This is a genomic window from Caballeronia sp. LZ008, from assembly GCF_031451435.1.
Classification (GTDB): Bacteria; Pseudomonadota; Gammaproteobacteria; order Burkholderiales; family Burkholderiaceae; genus Caballeronia; species Caballeronia zhejiangensis.
In genome coordinates this window covers 1665026-1682742 of sequence record NZ_JARUXK010000001.1, presented here as the reverse complement: position 1 = coordinate 1682742, position 17717 = coordinate 1665026, and the positions used below count along the sequence as shown (strand labels likewise).

Below are 17717 nucleotides of genomic sequence, written 5' to 3'. Positions count from 1 at the left end.
GGAATGAATGGCGAGTAACAACGTAGCCCAATTTGCCGCGGAACTCAAAATGCCTGCGGGCGTCCTGCTCGAGCAGTTGCAGGCGGCTGGCGTCCAGAAAGCGAGCGCGAACGACGACCTGTCCGAGACGGACAAGGCGCGTCTGCTCGATCATTTGCGCAAGTCGCACGGTTCCGCCGACGCCGACAAGCGCAAGATCACTTTGACCCGCCGGCATACGTCGGAAATCAAGCAATCCGACGCAACGGGTAAAGCTCGCACCATTCAGGTCGAGGTGCGCAAGAAGCGTGTTTTCGTGAAACGCGACGAAACCGGTGTGGAGCAGGCCGAGGCCGCGCCGAATCACGTCGAAGAGCCGGAAGTCGACGAAGCCGAACTGCAGCGTCGCGAGGAAGAAGCGCGCCGTGCCGCCGAGCAGCTCGAGCGCGAAGAGCGCGAGCTGAAGGAACAGCAGGCGAAGCTGGAGCGCGAAGAAGCCGAGCGCCGCGCTCGCGAGGAAGCGGCGGAAGCCGAGCGCAGGAAGCAGGAAGAGGAAGCGGCGCGCCGCGCGGCGGCTGCGGCTCAGGCTGCCGAAATCTCGCGTGCGGCGCAGGCTGCGCGTCAGGAAGCGCGCACGCAACCGGCCGTCGAAGCGAAGCCGGAACCGAAGCAGGACGACACCGCGCAGCGCGAAGCCGCCGAAAAGGCAGCGGAAGAGAAGGCTGCGAGCGAGCGTGCCGCGCAGCGTGAAGCCGCGAAGAAGGCGGAAGAAGACGCGAAGGCGAAGGCCGAAAAGGCTCGCCTCGAGCAGGAAGCCATCGCGAAGCGCCGTGCGGCGGCGGAAGCCGAAGCCCGCGCGATCCGCGAAATGATGAACACCCCGCGCAAGGCGCAAGTAAAGGCGCCGGAACCCGCGCCCGCACCGAAGCCCGCCGAAGCGGCGAAGGCCGCCGAAGCGAAGGGCACGCTGCACAAGCCCGCGAAGCCGGAAGGCGCGCAGGCGGCACGTCCCGCAGCGGCGAAGAAGCCGGCTGCAGGCGCGCCGGCACCCGCATCGACGGCTCCCGCAGGCGCCGGCGACAAGAAGAAGGCTGGCAAGGGCGGCTGGCAGCAGGACGACGCATCGAAGCGTCGCGGCATGAAGACGCGTGGCGATTCGAGCGGTGGTGTCGATCGCGGCTGGCGCGGCGGTCCGAAGGGTCGCGGCAAGCATCAGGAACAGACGTCATTCCAGGCGCCGACCGAGCCGATCGTCCGTGAAGTGCACGTGCCGGAAACCATTTCCGTCGCGGACCTCGCGCACAAGATGTCGGTGAAGGCTTCGGAAGTCATCAAGGTGATGATGAAGCTCGGCCAGATGGTCACGATCAACCAGGTGCTGGACCAGGAAACGGCGATGATCGTCGTCGAGGAACTGGGCCATCGCGCGGTCGCGGCGAAGCTGGACGACCCGGAAGCGTTGCTGATCGAAGGCGAAACCACCGAGGAAACGGCAGAGAAGCTGCCGCGTCCGCCGGTTGTCACCGTCATGGGTCACGTCGACCACGGCAAGACCTCGCTGCTGGACTACATCCGTCGCGCGAAAGTGGCGGCGGGCGAAGCGGGCGGCATCACGCAGCATATCGGCGCATATCACGTCGATACGCCGCGCGGCGTCATCACCTTCCTCGACACGCCGGGTCACGAGGCCTTCACGGCCATGCGTGCGCGCGGCGCGAAAGCGACCGACATCGTCATTCTGGTGGTCGCAGCCGACGACGGCGTGATGCCGCAGACGAAGGAAGCGATCGCTCACGCGAAGGCGGGCGGCGTGCCGATCGTCGTTGCGATCAACAAGATCGACAAGCCGGAAGCGAACCCCGACCGCGTGAAGCAGGAACTCGTCGCGGAAGGCGTGGTGCCGGAAGAGTACGGCGGCGATTCGCCGTTCATCGAAGTGTCGGCGAAGACCGGCCGGGGCATCGACGATCTGCTCGAAAACGTGTCGCTGCAAGCCGAAGTGCTGGAACTCACCGCGCCGGTGGAAGCCGCTGCGAAGGGTCTCGTCATCGAAGCGAAGCTGGACAAGGGCAAGGGCCCGGTCGCGACCATTCTGGTGCAGTCGGGCACGCTGAACCGCGGCGACGTGGTTCTCGCGGGCAGCGCCTACGGTCGCGTGCGAGCCATGCTCGACGAAACCGGCAAGCCGACGAAGACGGCGGGTCCGTCGATCCCGGTGGAAATCCAGGGTCTGTCGGAAGTGCCGGCGGCGGGCGAGGAAGTCATCGTGCTGCCGGACGAGCGCAAGGCGCGCGAAATCGCGCTGTTCCGTCAGGGCAAGTTCCGCGACGTCAAGCTTGCGAAGCAACAGGCCGCCAAGCTCGAGAACATGCTCGAGCAGATGGGCGAAGGCGAAGTGCAGAACCTGCCGCTCATCGTCAAGGCGGACGTGCAGGGCTCGCAGGAAGCGCTGGTCCAGTCGCTGCAGAAGCTGTCGACCAACGAGGTGCGCGTGCAGATCGTGCACAGCGCGGTCGGCGCGATCAGCGAATCGGACGTCAACCTGGCGACGGCATCGAAGGCGGTCATCATCGGCTTCAACACGCGTGCGGATGCTCAGGCGCGCAAGGTGGCCGAGGCGAACGGCATCGACATCCGCTACTACAACATCATCTATGACGCAGTGGATGAGGTGAAGGCGGCGATGTCCGGCATGCTCGCGCCGGAGAAGCGCGAAACGGTGACGGGCATGGTCGAGGTGCGCCAGGTCATCCGCGTGCCGAAGGTCGGCCTGATCGCGGGCTGTATGGTCACGGACGGCGTGGTCAAGCGTTCCTCGTCGGTGCGTGTGATCCGCAACAACGTCGTGATTCACACCGGCGAGCTCGATTCGCTCAAGCGCTTCAAGGACGATGTCAAGGAAGTGCGTCAGGGCTTCGAGTGCGGTATGTCGATCAAGAACTTCAGCGATATCGTCGAAGGCGATCAGTTCGAAGTCTTCGAAGTGACGGAAGTGGCTCGCACGCTGTAATGCGCTAGCCGCTGAAAAAAGGGCGGGGTGAGCCTTGCGGCTCGCTCCGCCCTTTTTGCTTCAGGCGGCGCGACAAGAATACGGAAACGAAATCATGGCTAAAAAACGGACATCCGCGAACCGCAACGTGCAGATTGCGGATCAGATCCAGCGCGATCTTTCGGAACTGATGCGCGAGGTGAAAGACCCGCGCGTCGGACTCGTGACGATTCAGAGCGTCGAGCTCACGCCTGACTACGCGCACGCGAAGGTCTACTTCACGACGCTGACGGGCGATCCGAAGCAGACGCAGGAAGGGCTCAATCATGCGGCGGGACATCTGCACAATATGCTGTTCAAGCGCCTGCACATCCACACGGTGCCGACGCTGCATTTCCACTATGACCAGACGATCGAGAAGGCCGTCGAGATGTCGCGCCTGATCGACGAGGCAAACGCGACGCGCGCAAAAGATGACGAAGAAGGTGCGTGAGTGAAGGGCGGTCCGAAGATTCCCCGTCGCGCGCTCGACGGCGTGCTCTTGCTGGACAAGCCGCTCGGGCTGTCGAGCAACGATGCGCTCATCAAGGCAAAGCGGATTTATCTGGCGAAGAAGGCGGGCCACACGGGTACGCTCGATCCGCTCGCAACCGGTCTGCTGCCGTTGTGCTTCGGCGAAGCGACGAAGTTCTCGCAAGACCTGCTCGATGCCGACAAGACTTACGAAGCGACGATGCGCCTCGGTATCCGCACGACGACCGGCGATGCCGAAGGCGAGGCGGTGGATACGCGCGACGTGACGTGCGACGAAGCTGCCGTCGTCGAAGCGATGACGCGGTTCATCGGCGAAATCGTGCAAGTCCCGCCGATGTACTCGGCGCTCAAGCGCGACGGAAAGCCGCTCTACGAATACGCGCGCGCCGGTCAGACGGTCGAGCGTGAGGGCAGGCAAGTGACGATTCACGCGCTGCAGTTGATCGCGTGCGCGCTGCCCCTCGTGACGTTTCGCGTGACGTGCAGCAAGGGCACTTACGTACGGACGCTGGCCGAGGACATCGGCGAAGCGCTCGGCTGCGGCGCGCATCTGACGGCGTTGCGGCGCACCGGTGTCGGCGCGCTGACGCTCGAACACGCGGTCACGCTCGATCAGCTCGCGAGCCTGAGCGAAGCGGAGCGCGACGAGCGGCTTCAGCCCGTCGATGCACTGCTATCCACGTTTCCCGCGGTTCAGTTGAACGACGAAGCGACGCAGCGCTTCCTGCACGGCCAACGTCTGAAGCTCGCGGACGTCGTGAAAACGCGTCTCGAAGCAGGCCGCGTGCGCGTTTATGCGCAAGAAGGCGGCCGTCTGCTGGGCGTGGCGCGCGCGGGCGAGGGTGTGCTCGCGCCGGAACGGCTCATCGTCACGGCGCAATGAAAAAGAGCCCGGTCGATGTCGACCGGGCTCTGTTCTTTTGGGAGCAGTCAGGCGATCAGTGCGCCGCCGATGCCGCCGCCGCCGAATCTCCACCGCCCGAACGCTCGGGCCGCGTGATCCAGATCAGCACGATCAGCGCGACGAAAATCCCCGCCGAAATATAGAACATGTCGTTCACGCCGAGCTGCGCGGCCTGCTGCGTCGCCATGCTGTTATAGAGGCCGACGGTCTGCTCGTGCGTCAGGCCGAGCGCGCCCATCTGCTGCATCGAATTCGCGAACACCGGGTTGTACGAATTGGCGCTTTCGACGAGTTGCGCGTGATGCACGATCGAACGATGCTCCCACGCCGTCGAGAAGATCGACGTGCCGATGCCGCCGCACATGATCCGCACGAAGTTCGACAGCCCCGACGCCGCCGGAATTCGATGTCCCGGCAAGCCCGACAGCGTGATCGACACGAGCGGAATGAAGAAGCCCGCCATGCCGATGCCCTGAATCAGCGTCGGTATCGTGAGCGCCCAAGTGTCGACGCCGGTCGTGTAGCGTGAACGCATCCAGAAACACAGCGCGAAGACGAGGAACGCGGCGGTCGCGATGTAACGCGGATCGGTGCGCGGCAGGAATTTGCCGGTGATCGGAGAAAGCAGGATCGCGAACACGCCGACGGGCGCCATCACGAGACCGGCGTTCGTCGCCGTGTAGCCGATATCCGTCTGCAGCCACAGCGGGAGCAGAACGAGATTGCCGAAGTAGAGCCCGTATCCGATCGACAGCGCGATCGTTCCGCCGGTGAAGTTGCGCAGCTCGAAGAGCGACAAATCCACGACCGGATGCTCCGCCGTCAGCTCCCACACGATGAAGAACGCGAACGCGATCACGGCGATGAGCGCGAGCACGACGATCGTCGTCGAGTTGAACCAGTCGAGATCCTTGCCTTTGTCGAGCATGATCTGCAGCGAGCCGACCCAGACGACGAGCAGCCCGAGCCCGACCGTGTCGATCGGCGCCTTGCGGATCGCGGAATCGCGGTCGCGGAAGATCGCGAACGTAGCGAGCGCCGCCGCGATGCCGACCGGAATGTTCACGTAGAAGATCCACGGCCACGAGATGTTGTCCGAGATCCATCCGCCGAGGACCGGCCCCGCGACCGGCGCGATCAGCGTGGTCATCGACCACATCGATAGCGCCATCGGCGCTTTTTCGCGCGGATAGCTCGCGAGCAGCAGCGTTTGCGACAGCGGGATCATCGGGCCGGCGACGGCGCCCTGGAATACGCGCGCGGCGAGCAGGAAGGGGAGCGTCGGCGCGAGACCGCAGAGCCACGACGCGATCACGAACAGGATGATCGAGCCGAGAAAGAGCCGCACCTGCCCGAGACGCTGCGTGAGCCAGCCGGTCAACGGCACCGAGATCGCGTTGGCGACCGCGAACGACGTGATGACCCACGTGCCCTGATCCGACGACACGCCGAGATCGCCGGAGATCGACGGAATCGAGACGTTCGCGATCGACGTGTCGAGCACGTTCATGAACACCGCGAGCGATACGGCGATCGTCCCGATGACGAGCTTTCCGCCCGACAGCGGCGGATGTACGACGTTTTGCGAAGACATGTGGCGAGTCCGCTTACATCAGCTTGGCGGCCGACGCGGACTTCGTCGCGCGCCCGTGCGCCGGCGACGCGCTCTGCGCCGACGACCCTGCGCCCGCACCCGTACCCGCGTTCTGCTGGATGATGCGCGCGATTTCCTGATCGGCCTGCGCGCCGTAGTTATCGAACACATTCGTCTGGTAGACCGTGTTCTGCGCGTTGCCGAGCTGGCCGCCTTGCTCGTCCTTGATGGTGACGTCGACGTTCATCGACAGGCCGATACGCAGCGGATGCGCTTCCAGTTCCTTCGGATCGAGCTGGATGCGCACCGGCAGGCGCTGCACCACCTTGATCCAGTTGCCGGTCGCATTCTGCGCGGGCAGCAGCGAGAAAGCCGAGCCCGTGCCGGCCGAGAAACCGACCACCTTGCCGTGATACACGACGCCCGAACCGTACAGATCGGCCGTCAGCTCGACCGGCTGGCCGATCCGCATGTGCTTGAGCTGCACTTCCTTGAAGTTCGCATCGACCCACACGGCGTTGAGCGGCACGATCGCCATCAGCGGATTGCCCGGCGACACGCGCTGGCCGACTTGCACCGAGCGCTTGGCGACATAGCCCGTGACCGGCGCGGGCAGCGTGTTGCGCGCGTAGTTGATGTAGGAATCGCGGACCTTCGCGGCGGCGGCGAGCACGTTCGGGTGATCGGCGATCGTCGTGTTGGCCGTGAGCGAGCGGTTCGACGCGAGCTCCTGCTCGGCGGCGTCGAGCGCGGCCTGCGCGCTGCGCACCGCGTCGCGGGCGTGCGAGATTTCTTCCTGCGAGACCGCACCCGTCTGCGCGACCTGCATGCGGCGCTTCAAATCGTCCTGCGCGCGCGACAGATCGGACCGGCGCAACGCGATCTGCGCTTCGTACTGGTTGTTGTTGACGAAGAACGTGCGTACCTGGCGCACAGTCTGCGCGAGATTTGCCTCGGCCTGATCGAGCGCGACCTTGGAGTCGGCCGGATCGAGCGCGACGAGCGGATCGCCTATCTTCACGGTCTGCGTGTCGTCGGCGTTCACCGAGATCACCGTGCCCACGACCTGCGGCGTGATCTGCACGACGTTGCCATTCACGTAGGCGTCGTCGGTGGCTTCGTGGAAGCGCGCGACGAGGAAGTAGTACAGCCCGTACGCGATAGCCGCGATGATGATGACGAGCACGATCAGCGTCATCAGCGCTCGGCGTTTGCCGTTGCTCTGTTTCGGCGCGGGCGCGGCGGCCGCGGCTGCGTTTTGTTGAGGGTCGCTCATGAAAGACTCCGAAAATTCCGTTTTTGGTCCGATGCGTGTTCTTGTGGGCGCTTAGTTCGACGGCGTGGCCTGATTGGCCGCCTGCGTCGTCGTCTGACTTTGTCCGCTGCCGCCGATCGCGAGATTGCTGCTCGTCGCGTCGAATCCGCCGCCGAGCGACTTGATCAGCGCGATCTGCAGATCGGTGCGCTTCAGGCGCAGATTCGTCACGGTCTGCTCGTTGGCGAGGCGGTTTTCGTCGGCGTTGAGCACCTGCAATTGCGGCGACAGGCCGGCCTTGTAGCGGATCACGGCGAGCTGATACGCGCTCGACGCCGCCGCGAGCGCGCGCTGGGCGTCGGCCATTTGCTTGTCGAGCGAGCGGATTGCGGAGATGTTGGTCGCGACATCGTTCATCGCGTTGATGAGCGTCTGGTTGTAGTTCGCGACGTCGCCTTCGAAGTCCGCGTAACGGCCTTTCAACTGCGCGCGCAAGGCGCCGGCGTCGAAGATCGGCAGATGGATCGCCGGACCGGCCTGGATCTGGCGGCTGCTCGCCTGCAGGAAGCGGCTCCAGCCGAACGCGTCGAAACCGAAGGCCGCCGCGAGGTTGATGTCCGGGAAGAACTCGGCCTTCGCTTCCTTGATGTTGTGGGTCGCGGCTTCGACCTGCCAGCGCGCGGCGACGATATCCGGGCGGCGCGCGACGAGATCGGCGGGCACGTTGTCGGGCAGCGTCACGTTGACGTTCGGGTCGATCACGGGTTTCGCGATCTTGAGGCCGCGATCCGGGCCTTTGCCGAGCAGCGCCGCGAGCTGATAGCGGACGGTTTCGATCTGGCCGTCGAGTTCCGTCGAGTTCGTCTGGCTCGTCGCGACGTTGCCCTCCGCCGTGCGGCGCTCGACGTTGGTGTCGAGCCCGGCCGCGACACGCCCGTTCGTGATGCGTCCGACGTCCTGACGGTTCGCGATTTCGCGTTGCGCCACGTCACGCAGCGCGTAGAGCAGCGCGAGCTGGTTGTACGTGCGCGCGACCGACGCCGCAAGCGTCACGCGCGCCTGCTGCATGTCGGCTTCGGCGGCTTTCTGCTGCGATACCGCCATGTTGAGGCGCGAGCGGTTCTTGCCCCACAGATCCAGTTCCCACGACGCGCTCGCGAGCACGTTGTTCTCGCTGAACCACGTCCCGCCATAAGGCGGCGGGAAGAGGGCGTTGGCGGAATAGAGTTCGCGCGTCCACGAATACGAGCCGGTGACCTTCGGATAAAGCGCCGAGCGCGACGTCTCGATATACGACGACGCCTTCGCGATGCGCGCTTGCGCCTGCGCGATGCTCGGATTGTCGGCGAGCGCTTCGTCGATCAGTTGCGGCAGTTGCGGATCGCCGAACTGCTTCGCCCAGTCGAGCGTGGGCCATTGGCCGCCTTGGCCCGGCACGCTTTGCGTGGCCTCGAAGTTTTCCGGCGCGGCGATCTGCTTGTCGCTCGAAATGCCCGAATAGTTCGCGCAGCCGGCGAGCGCAAGCGCGGCCACCGCGGCGGCGACGGCGCGCTTCGCACGGCTTTCGCCGCGCATGGCGGACAGGAAGTGCTGGTTCATATCTCGTCTCTCGAGATGCAAATTAAAGGTGGACGTTGCAATCTTTTTGTAGGGTTGCGATGACGAATTTGCTTGTCATCGCAATGACGTACCAGGCTTATCGTTGCCGCCCAGCAGTGGCGCGACGGATGGATCGCACGAGTTCGCGAGAATCCGCCGCAGCATGCTTTTGAGGAAGCCGACTTCCTCCGGCGTGAAACCGGCAAGCAGGTTGTCCAGTACGCGCGTGAAGATGGCGGGTATCTTTTCCGCGGTCGCGTGACCTTCGTCCGTCAGCGCGAGGCGCACGACGCGCCGGTCTTCCTCGCTGCGCACGCGCGAAAGCAGGCCGCGCTTTTCCAGTCTGTCGATGAGACGCGTGACCGCGCTCGCATCGATGCCGTATTCGCGGGCAATATCCGCCGCCGTCAGGCATTTGCCGACCGCCAGCATGAACAGGATGCTTGCCTGCGTGCTCGTGATGCCCAGTTCGGACGTCGTGTGTTGCGTGACCATGTTCCACATGGTCGAGCGGACCCGGCTGATCAGATAGCCGACGCTCTCGGCGAGCACGTAGTCGCCGATCGCCGCGGATTTCGGAGCGTCGCTCATGAGGATATTTGTGCGATTGCAATAGTTGACTAGGCAGGATTATAGGGAGGCGTTTCGCGGCGTGCAAGGATCTTTTCTGAATATGCTTAACAATCCGCCCGCGCCCGGCCTGCGGTTCGTCGCGACCCGAGGCCGCGGACATGCGGCGGTGCTGGCCCGATTTACGGGTTGAGTCCTATTGCCAGGTTTAGACATCCGTGCGTGCTATACTCTTCGGTTCTCACCGCGCCGGGCCCGCGTAGTCATGCTTGCATGACGCTTTCCAGAGGGGGCTTGCCGAGCCACGGAGTCTCGCAACAGAAGGGACTCGCTCTTACGGCGCACAACCAAGACACTTTCTATGACTCGCGCCCTCCGCAATATCGCCATCATTGCCCACGTCGACCACGGCAAGACCACGCTCGTCGACCAGTTGCTCCGCCAGTCGGGCACCTTCCGGGAAAACCAACAGGTCGCCGAGCGGGTCATGGACTCGAACGACATCGAAAAGGAACGTGGCATCACGATCCTGGCGAAGAACTGCGCCGTCGAATACGAAGGCACGCACATCAACATCGTCGATACGCCGGGACACGCGGACTTCGGCGGTGAAGTGGAGCGCGTGCTGTCGATGGTCGACTCCGTGCTGCTGCTCGTCGACGCCGTCGAAGGCCCGATGCCGCAAACGCGCTTCGTCACGAAGAAGGCGCTGGCGCTCGGCCTGAAGCCGATCGTCGTCGTCAACAAGGTGGACCGTCCGGGCGCGCGTATCGACTGGGTGATCAACCAGACCTTCGATCTGTTCGACAAGCTCGGCGCGACCGAAGAGCAGCTCGACTTCCCGATCGTCTACGCGTCGGGTCTCAACGGCTTCGCCGGCCTCGAACCCGATGTCCGCGAAGGCACGATGCGCCCGCTGTTCGAAGCCATTCTCGAACACGTTCCCGTGCGTCCGGCCGATCCGGACGGTCCTTTGCAGCTTCAGATCACGTCGCTCGACTACAACTCGTACGTCGGCCGTATCGGCGTGGGCCGTGTCGCGCGTGGCCGTATCCGCCCGGGCATGCAGGTCGCCGTGCGCTCGGGTCCGGACGGCGCGATCCTGAATCGCAAGATCAATCAGGTGCTGTCGTTCCACGGCCTTGAGCGCGTGCAGGTGGAAGAGGCGCAGGCCGGCGATATCGTGCTCATCAACGGTATCGAGGAAATCGGCATCGGCGTGACCATCTGCTCGCCGGACAATCCCGAAGCGCTGCCGATGATCACCGTTGACGAGCCGACGCTCACGATGAACTTCCTCGTGAACTCGTCGCCGCTCGCAGGCAAGGAAGGCAAGTTCGTGACGAGCCGCCAGATCCGCGATCGTCTGACGAAGGAACTGAATCACAACGTCGCGCTGCGCGTGAAAGACACCGGCGACGAAACGACGTTCGAAGTGTCGGGCCGCGGCGAACTGCATCTGACGATTCTCGTCGAGAACATGCGCCGTGAAGGTTACGAGTTGGCCGTGTCGCGTCCGCGCGTGGTGCTGCAGGAAATCGACGGCGTGAAGTGCGAGCCGTATGAAAACCTGACGGTCGATATCGAAGACCAGCATCAGGGCGGCGTGATGGAAGAGCTCGGCCGCCGCAAGGGGGAAATGCTCGACATGACCTCGGATGGCCGTGGCCGCACGCGTCTCGAGTACAAGATTTCGGCGCGCGGGCTGATCGGCTTCCAGAGCGAGTTCCTGACGCTCACGCGCGGCACGGGCCTGATGAGCCACACCTTCGATTCGTACGCGCCGGTGAAGGAAGGCTCGGTCGGCGAGCGCCGTAACGGCGTGCTGATCTCGCAGGACGATGGCGCTGCCGTCGCCTATGCGCTGTGGAAGCTGCAGGATCGCGGCCGCATGTTCGTGTCGCCGGGCGATGCGCTCTATGAAGGCATGATCATCGGCATTCACAGCCGCGACAACGACCTGGTCGTGAATCCGATCAAAGGCAAGCAGCTGACGAACGTGCGCGCATCGGGCACTGACGAAGCCGTGCGTCTTGTTCCGCCGATCCAGCTTTCGCTCGAATACGCGGTCGAGTTCATCGACGACGATGAGCTCGTCGAAGTCACGCCGCAGTCGATTCGTCTGCGCAAGCGTCATCTGAAGGAACACGAGCGTCGCCGCGCAAGCCGCGAAGCCAACGCCGAATAAGCTGCGCATGCATCTGTGAGCAACGTCGGAACAAAAGCCGCCTTCGGGCGGCTTTTGTCATTCTTCAGCGCGCTGCACGAGACCCTTGCTTATCTCAGAATAGCCCGCACATCCTTGTTGCGTAAAGGATGGCGAGGCGACGACGAGGCGAGGGCACATGCGGCGATACGTCATATGACTATTCGTTCTGTGCTATGCTTCTCGGATTAGCTGTCGCTTTTTAGGTCCTTCCAAGCAGACTTGATTCGCGCAATCCGCTAAACGGTCAGGCCGTGGCGCGGAAGGTTTCGTAACCCGCACTTCCTCGAGAAACTCGAAGAAAGGTGAGCGTAAAATGATGAAGCAATTCCAGTCGAACTCTTATCTGTTCGGCGGTAATGCTCCGTACGTCGAAGAGTTGTACGAGCAATATCTCGATAATCCCGCGTCAGTGCCCGAGACCTGGCGCGCCTACTTCGACGCGTTGCAGAACGTGCCCGCTTCGGACGGCACGGCTCACAACGACGTGGCTCACGGCCCCATCGTCGAATCTTTCGCTCAGCGCGCGAAGGCGAACGCCTTTCTGCCGCGCGAAAGCACCGGTGATCTGACCACCGCGCGAAAGCAAGTCTACGTCCAATCGCTGATCGGCGCGTATCGCTTCCTTGGCACGCAATGGGCCAATCTCGATCCGCTCAAGCGCCGCGAGCGTCCCCCCATTCCCGAACTCGAACCCGGCTTCTACGACTTCACCGAAGCCGACATGGATCAGGTGTTCAACGCGAACAACCTGTACTTCGGTTTCGAGCAGGCATCGCTGCGCGACATCGTCAAGGCGCTGCGCGACACGTACTGCGGCACGATCGGCGCCGAGTTCATGTACATCAGCGATCCGGAACAGAAGCGCTGGTGGAAGGAGCAGCTCGAGTCGATTCGCTCGACGCCGAATTTCTCGAACGACAAGAAGAAGCACATCCTGAATCGCCTGACGGCTGCCGAAGGCCTCGAGCGTTTCCTGCACACCAAGTATGTCGGCCAGAAGCGCTTCTCACTGGAAGGCGGCGAGAGCTTCATCGCGTCGATGGACGAAGTCGTGCGTCACGCGGGCAAGAACGGCGTGCAGGAAATCGTCATCGGCATGGCGCACCGCGGGCGTCTGAACGTGCTCGTCAATACGCTCGGCAAGATGCCGGCGGACCTTTTCGCCGAATTCGAAGGCAAGCACGTCGATGACCTGCCGGCCGGCGACGTGAAGTACCACAAGGGCTTCTCGTCGGACGTCGCCACGGAAGGCGGCCCGGTTCACCTGTCGCTCGCATTCAACCCGTCGCACCTCGAAATCGTGAATCCGGTGGTCGAAGGCTCGGCCAAGGCGCGTATGGATCGTCGCGGCGACGAAGAAGGCCTGCAAGTGCTGCCGGTGCAAGTGCACGGCGACGCGGCCTTCGCGGGCCAGGGCGTCGTGATGGAAACGCTGAACCTCGCGCAGACGCGCGGTTACGGCACGCACGGCACGCTGCACATCGTCATCAACAACCAGATCGGCTTCACGACGTCGGATCCGCGCGATGCGCGCTCGACGCTGTATTGCTCGGACGTCGTCAAGATGATCGAGGCGCCGGTGCTGCACGTGAACGGCGACGATCCCGAAGCCGTCGTGCTGGCGACGCAGCTCGCCATCGACTTCCGCATGAAGTTCCACAAGGACGTGGTCGTCGACATCATCTGCTTCCGCAAGCTCGGTCACAACGAGCAGGACACGCCGGCGGTCACGCAGCCGCTGATGTACAAGACGATTGCGAAGCATCCGGGCACGCGCGCCGTCTACGCCGAAAAGCTGGTGCAACAGGGCGTCATCACGGCCGAGGAAGCGGACAACTTCGTCAAGGAATATCGTCAGGCGATGGACGAAGGCCATCACACGATCGATCCGGTGCTCTCGAACTACAAGAGCAAGTACGCGGTCGACTGGGTGCCGTTCCTGAACCGCAAGTGGACCGACGCGGCCGACACGGCGGTGCCGCTCGCGGAACTCAAGCGTCTGGCCGAGCGCATCACGACCATTCCGGAAAACTTCAAGGTTCACCCGCTCGTCGAGCGCGTCATCAACGACCGCCGCGCGATGGGTCTCGGCGAAGCCAAGCTCGACTGGGGCATGGGCGAGCACCTCGCGTTCGCATCGCTGGTCGCATCGGGCTATGCCGTGCGTCTGACGGGCCAGGACTCGGGCCGCGGCACGTTCACGCACCGCCACGCCGTTCTGCACGATCAGAACCGCGAGCGCTGGAACGACGGCACGTACATTCCGCTGCAGAACATCGCGGAAGGCCAGGCCAAGTTCACGGTGATCGACTCGGTGCTGTCGGAAGAAGCGGTGCTCGGTTTCGAGTACGGTTATTCGACCGCTGAACCGAACACGTTCGTCGCGTGGGAAGCGCAGTTCGGCGACTTCGTGAACGGCGCGCAGGTCGTGATCGACCAGTTCATCTCGTCGGGCGAAGTGAAGTGGGGCCGTGTCTCCGGTCTCACGATGATGCTCCCGCACGGCTACGAAGGTCAGGGTCCGGAGCACTCGTCGGCGCGTATCGAGCGTTTCCTGCAACTGTGCGCGGATCACAACATGCAAGTGGTCCAGCCGACGACGCCGGCGCAGGTTTTCCACCTGCTGCGCCGTCAGATGATCCGCCTGTTCCGCAAGCCGCTCATCATCTTCACGCCGAAGTCGCTGCTGCGTCACAAGGAAGCCGTGTCCGATCTGTCGGAACTGGCGAAGGGCTCGTTCCAGCCGGTCATCGGCGAAACGGACGAAGCCATCGAGGCGAAGAAGGTCAAGCGCGTGATCGTGTGCTCGGGCCGTGTCTATTACGACCTCATCGCGCATCGCCGCGAAGCGAAGAGCAACGATGTCGCGATCGTGCGTATCGAGCAGCTGTACCCGTTCGCGCACAAGCAGTTCGACGCGGAACTCAAGAAGTACGAGAACGCGACCGAAGTCGTGTGGGTGCAGGACGAGCCGCAGAACCAGGGCGCCTGGTTCTACGTCGAGCACCATCTGCGCGAAGGCATGCGCGAAGGCATGAAGCTGGCCTACAGCGGCCGTCCTGCATCGGCATCGCCGGCGGTCGGCTACTACGCGAAGCACTACGAGCAGCAGAAGGTGCTCGTGGAAGGCGCGTTCGGCCGCCTCAAGGGCGCGCAGGTCATCGCGAAGTAAGCATTGCTTGATCGAAACCGGGCGAACGGACGTTCCCCGGTTTCGCTGCTCGTACACACAGACACGCATCAGGAAAATACAGAAATGGCTATCGTAGAAGTCAAGGTTCCCCAGCTTTCCGAGTCGGTCTCGGAAGCGACCATGCTGCAGTGGAAGAAGAAGCCGGGTGAGGCTGTCGCCCAGGACGAAATCCTCATCGAAATCGAGACCGACAAGGTCGTGCTCGAAGTGCCGGCTCCGTCGGCCGGCGTGCTGGCGCAAGTCATCAAGCACGACGGCGATATCGTCACCGCCGACGAACTCATCGCCAAGATCGACACCGAAGCGAAAGCGGGCGAAGCGCCTGCCGCCGTCGCCGCTGCCGGCGACGCCGAAGTGAAGCCCGCGCCGGTCGCGGAAACCGCCGCTGCCACGTCGGCTCCGGCTGCTGCGCAAGCATCGGCGGGCGGCGCCGCATCGCCGGCCGCGACGAAGATCTTGGCCGAGAAGGGCGTGTCGGCGGATCAGGTGTCGGGCTCGGGCCGCGACGGCCGCATCACGAAGGGCGACGCGCTCGCCGCTCAAGCCGGCGCACCGGCTGCCGCACCGGCCAAGCCCGCTGCCGCACCGGCTCCGGCCGCCGCGCGCGCCGCGAAGCCGTCGCTGCCGCAAGTCAGCGCACCGGCATCGGCCGATCAGTGGCGGAAGGACCGCCCGGAACAGCGCGTGCCGATGTCGCGTCTGCGCGCGCGCATCGCCGAACGTCTGCTCGAATCGCAGCAAACCAACGCCATCCTGACGACGTTCAACGAAGTCAACATGGCGCCGGTCATGGATCTGCGCAACAAGTACAAGGACCGCTTCGAGAAGGAACACGGCGTGAAGCTCGGCTTCATGTCGTTCTTCGTGAAGGCCGCCGTCCACGCGCTGAAGAAGTTCCCGCTCGTGAACGCATCGATCGACGGTAACGACATCGTCTATCACGGCTACTTCGACATCGGTATCGCGGTCGGTTCGCCGCGCGGTCTCGTCGTGCCGATCCTGCGCAATGCGGATCAGATGAGCCTCGCCGACATCGAGAAGAAGATCGCCGAATTCGGCCAGAAGGCGAAGGACGGCAAGCTGTCGATCGAAGAAATGACCGGCGGCACGTTCTCGATCTCGAACGGCGGCGTGTTCGGCTCGATGCTCTCGACGCCGATCATCAACCCGCCGCAATCCGCGATTCTCGGCGTGCACGCGACGAAGGAACGCGCGGTCGTCGAAAACGGCCAGATCGTGATCCGTCCGATGAACTACCTCGCGCTGTCGTACGACCACCGCATCATCGACGGCCGCGAAGCCGTGCTGTCGCTGGTCGCGATGAAGGACGCGCTGGAAGATCCGGCTCGTCTGCTGCTGGACCTGTAATACAAGCTTAGTTGCCTCGATGCGCGCGATAGGCTCGCGCGCATCGCAAGAGGCTGCTCCGCAAAAGCGGAGACACACCAAGGAAAGTCATGTCCAAAGAATTTGATGTCGTCGTGATCGGCGCGGGCCCTGGCGGCTATATCGCGGCGATTCGCGCAGCGCAGCTCGGCAAGTCGGTTGCGTGTATCGAGAAGTGGAAGAACCCGGCAGGCGCATTGAAGCTCGGCGGCACGTGCCTGAATGTAGGCTGCATTCCGTCGAAGGCGCTGCTGGCGTCGTCGGAAGAATTCGAGAATGCGTCGAAGCATCTGGCCGATCACGGTATCAGCGTGTCGGACGTGAAGCTCGATGTGTCGAAGATGCTCGCGCGTAAAGACGGCATCGTCGAAAAGATGACGAAGGGCATCGAGTTCCTGTTCCGCAAGAACAAGATCACGTGGCTCAAGGGTCATGGCAAGTTCACCGGGAAGAACGCGGCCGGCGTGCAGATCGAAGTGTCGGGCGAAGGCGAGACCGAAGTCGTCACGGCGAAGAACGTGATCATCGCGACGGGTTCGAAGGCGCGCCATCTGCCGAACATTCCGGTCGACAACAAGCTGATCGCCGACAACGAAGGCGCGCTGTCGTTCGATTCCGTGCCGAAGAAGCTCGCCGTGATCGGCGCGGGCGTGATCGGTCTGGAGCTCGGCTCGGTGTGGCGTCGTCTCGGCGCGGAAGTGACCGTGCTCGAAGCGCTGCCGCAATTCCTCGGCGCGGCGGACGAGTCGCTCGCGAAGGAAGCCGCGAAGCAGTTCAAGAAGCAGGGTCTCGACATTCACCTCGGCGTGAAGATCGGCGAAGTGAAGACGAGCGCCAACGGCGTTTCGATCGCTTACACGGACAACGCAGGCAACGCGCAGACGCTGGAAGCGGATCGTTTGATCGTGTCGATCGGCCGCGTGCCGAACACCGATAACCTCGGTCTGGAAAGCATCGGCCTGAAGGCGAACGAGCGCGGTTTCATCGACGTGGACGATCATTGCGCGACGAGCGTGCCGGGCGTGTACGCGATCGGCGACGTGGTGCGCGGCCCGATGCTCGCGCACAAGGCGGAAGACGAAGGCGTAGCGGTGGCGGAGATCATCGACGGTCAGAAGCCGCACATCGATTACAACTGCGTGCCGTGGGTCATCTACACGGAACCGGAAATCGCGTGGGTCGGCAAGACCGAGCAGCAGCTCAAGGCCGAAGGCCGCGAGATCAAGACCGGCCAGTTCCCGATGATGGCCAACGGCCGCGCGCTCGGCATCGGCCGTGCCGAAGGCTTCGTCAAGATGATCGCGGACGCGAAGACCGACGAAATCCTCGGCGTGCACGTCATCGCTGCGGACGCGTCGGATCTGATCGCGGAAGCGGTCGTGGCGATGGAGTTCAAGGCGGCGTCGGAAGATATCGGCCGCATCTGCCATCCGCATCCGTCGCTGTCTGAAGTGATGCGCGAAGCGGCGCTCGCCGTCGACAAGCGCGCGTTGAACATGTAATAC

Annotated in this window: 11 protein-coding genes; 7 read left to right on the top strand and 4 right to left on the bottom strand. The window is 63.6% G+C overall.

Features of this window, described 5'->3' with window-relative positions:
* The first annotated feature begins 7 nt into the window (after nt 1-7).
* From infB to truB, 3 genes are all read left to right on the top strand, one after another.
* Complete coding sequence (gene infB, locus QCE49_RS07815; RefSeq protein WP_250457730.1) at nt 8-2989, top strand: translation initiation factor IF-2; 2982 nt, start codon at nt 8-10, stop codon at nt 2987-2989.
* 94 nt (nt 2990-3083) lie between these two features.
* On the top strand, nt 3084-3461 hold the full coding sequence (rbfA, locus tag QCE49_RS07810; protein WP_008349233.1) for a 30S ribosome-binding factor RbfA: 378 nt from the start codon (nt 3084-3086) through the stop codon (nt 3459-3461).
* On the top strand, nt 3462-4385 hold the full coding sequence (gene truB, locus QCE49_RS07805; protein WP_008349234.1) for a tRNA pseudouridine(55) synthase TruB: 924 nt from the start codon (nt 3462-3464) through the stop codon (nt 4383-4385). It begins immediately after the preceding gene.
* A 55-nt stretch (nt 4386-4440) separates the two neighbouring features.
* Here the strand turns inward: truB and QCE49_RS07800 are convergent, their stop codons facing one another.
* From QCE49_RS07800 to QCE49_RS07785, 4 genes are all read right to left on the bottom strand, one after another.
* Complete coding sequence (locus QCE49_RS07800; RefSeq protein ID WP_034473204.1) at nt 4441-6000, bottom strand: DHA2 family efflux MFS transporter permease subunit; 1560 nt, start codon at nt 5998-6000, stop codon at nt 4441-4443.
* A 13-nt stretch (nt 6001-6013) separates the two neighbouring features.
* Complete coding sequence (locus QCE49_RS07795; RefSeq protein ID WP_008349236.1) at nt 6014-7276, bottom strand: efflux RND transporter periplasmic adaptor subunit; 1263 nt, start codon at nt 7274-7276, stop codon at nt 6014-6016.
* Nucleotides 7277-7327: 51 nt separating this feature from the next.
* On the bottom strand, nt 7328-8854 hold the full coding sequence (locus QCE49_RS07790; RefSeq protein ID WP_175982296.1) for an efflux transporter outer membrane subunit: 1527 nt from the start codon (nt 8852-8854) through the stop codon (nt 7328-7330).
* 75 nt (nt 8855-8929) lie between these two features.
* The gene (locus QCE49_RS07785; RefSeq protein WP_008349239.1) at nt 8930-9445 is read right to left on the bottom strand and encodes a MarR family winged helix-turn-helix transcriptional regulator; all 516 of its coding nucleotides are present in this window, start codon (nt 9443-9445) and stop codon (nt 8930-8932) included.
* Nucleotides 9446-9785: 340 nt separating this feature from the next.
* Here QCE49_RS07785 and typA point away from each other — a divergent pair, with 340 nt between their 5' ends.
* The 4 genes from typA (at nt 9786) to lpdA (ending at nt 17714) form a co-directional block, all read left to right on the top strand.
* The gene (gene typA / locus QCE49_RS07780; RefSeq protein ID WP_008349240.1) at nt 9786-11612 is read left to right on the top strand and encodes a translational GTPase TypA; all 1827 of its coding nucleotides are present in this window, start codon (nt 9786-9788) and stop codon (nt 11610-11612) included.
* A 334-nt stretch (nt 11613-11946) separates the two neighbouring features.
* Entirely contained in the window at nt 11947-14805 is a 2859-nt protein-coding gene (locus QCE49_RS07775; RefSeq protein WP_008349241.1) for a 2-oxoglutarate dehydrogenase E1 component, read from the top strand.
* An 84-nt stretch (nt 14806-14889) separates the two neighbouring features.
* Nucleotides 14890-16194 carry a 2-oxoglutarate dehydrogenase complex dihydrolipoyllysine-residue succinyltransferase gene (odhB, locus tag QCE49_RS07770; RefSeq protein WP_250457731.1) on the top strand — a complete coding sequence of 435 codons (1305 nt, stop codon included), beginning with the start codon at nt 14890-14892 and terminating at the stop codon, nt 16192-16194.
* 89 nt (nt 16195-16283) lie between these two features.
* Entirely contained in the window at nt 16284-17714 is a 1431-nt protein-coding gene (gene lpdA / locus QCE49_RS07765; RefSeq protein ID WP_008349243.1) for a dihydrolipoyl dehydrogenase, read from the top strand.
* The last annotated feature ends 3 nt before the right edge of the window (nt 17715-17717 follow it).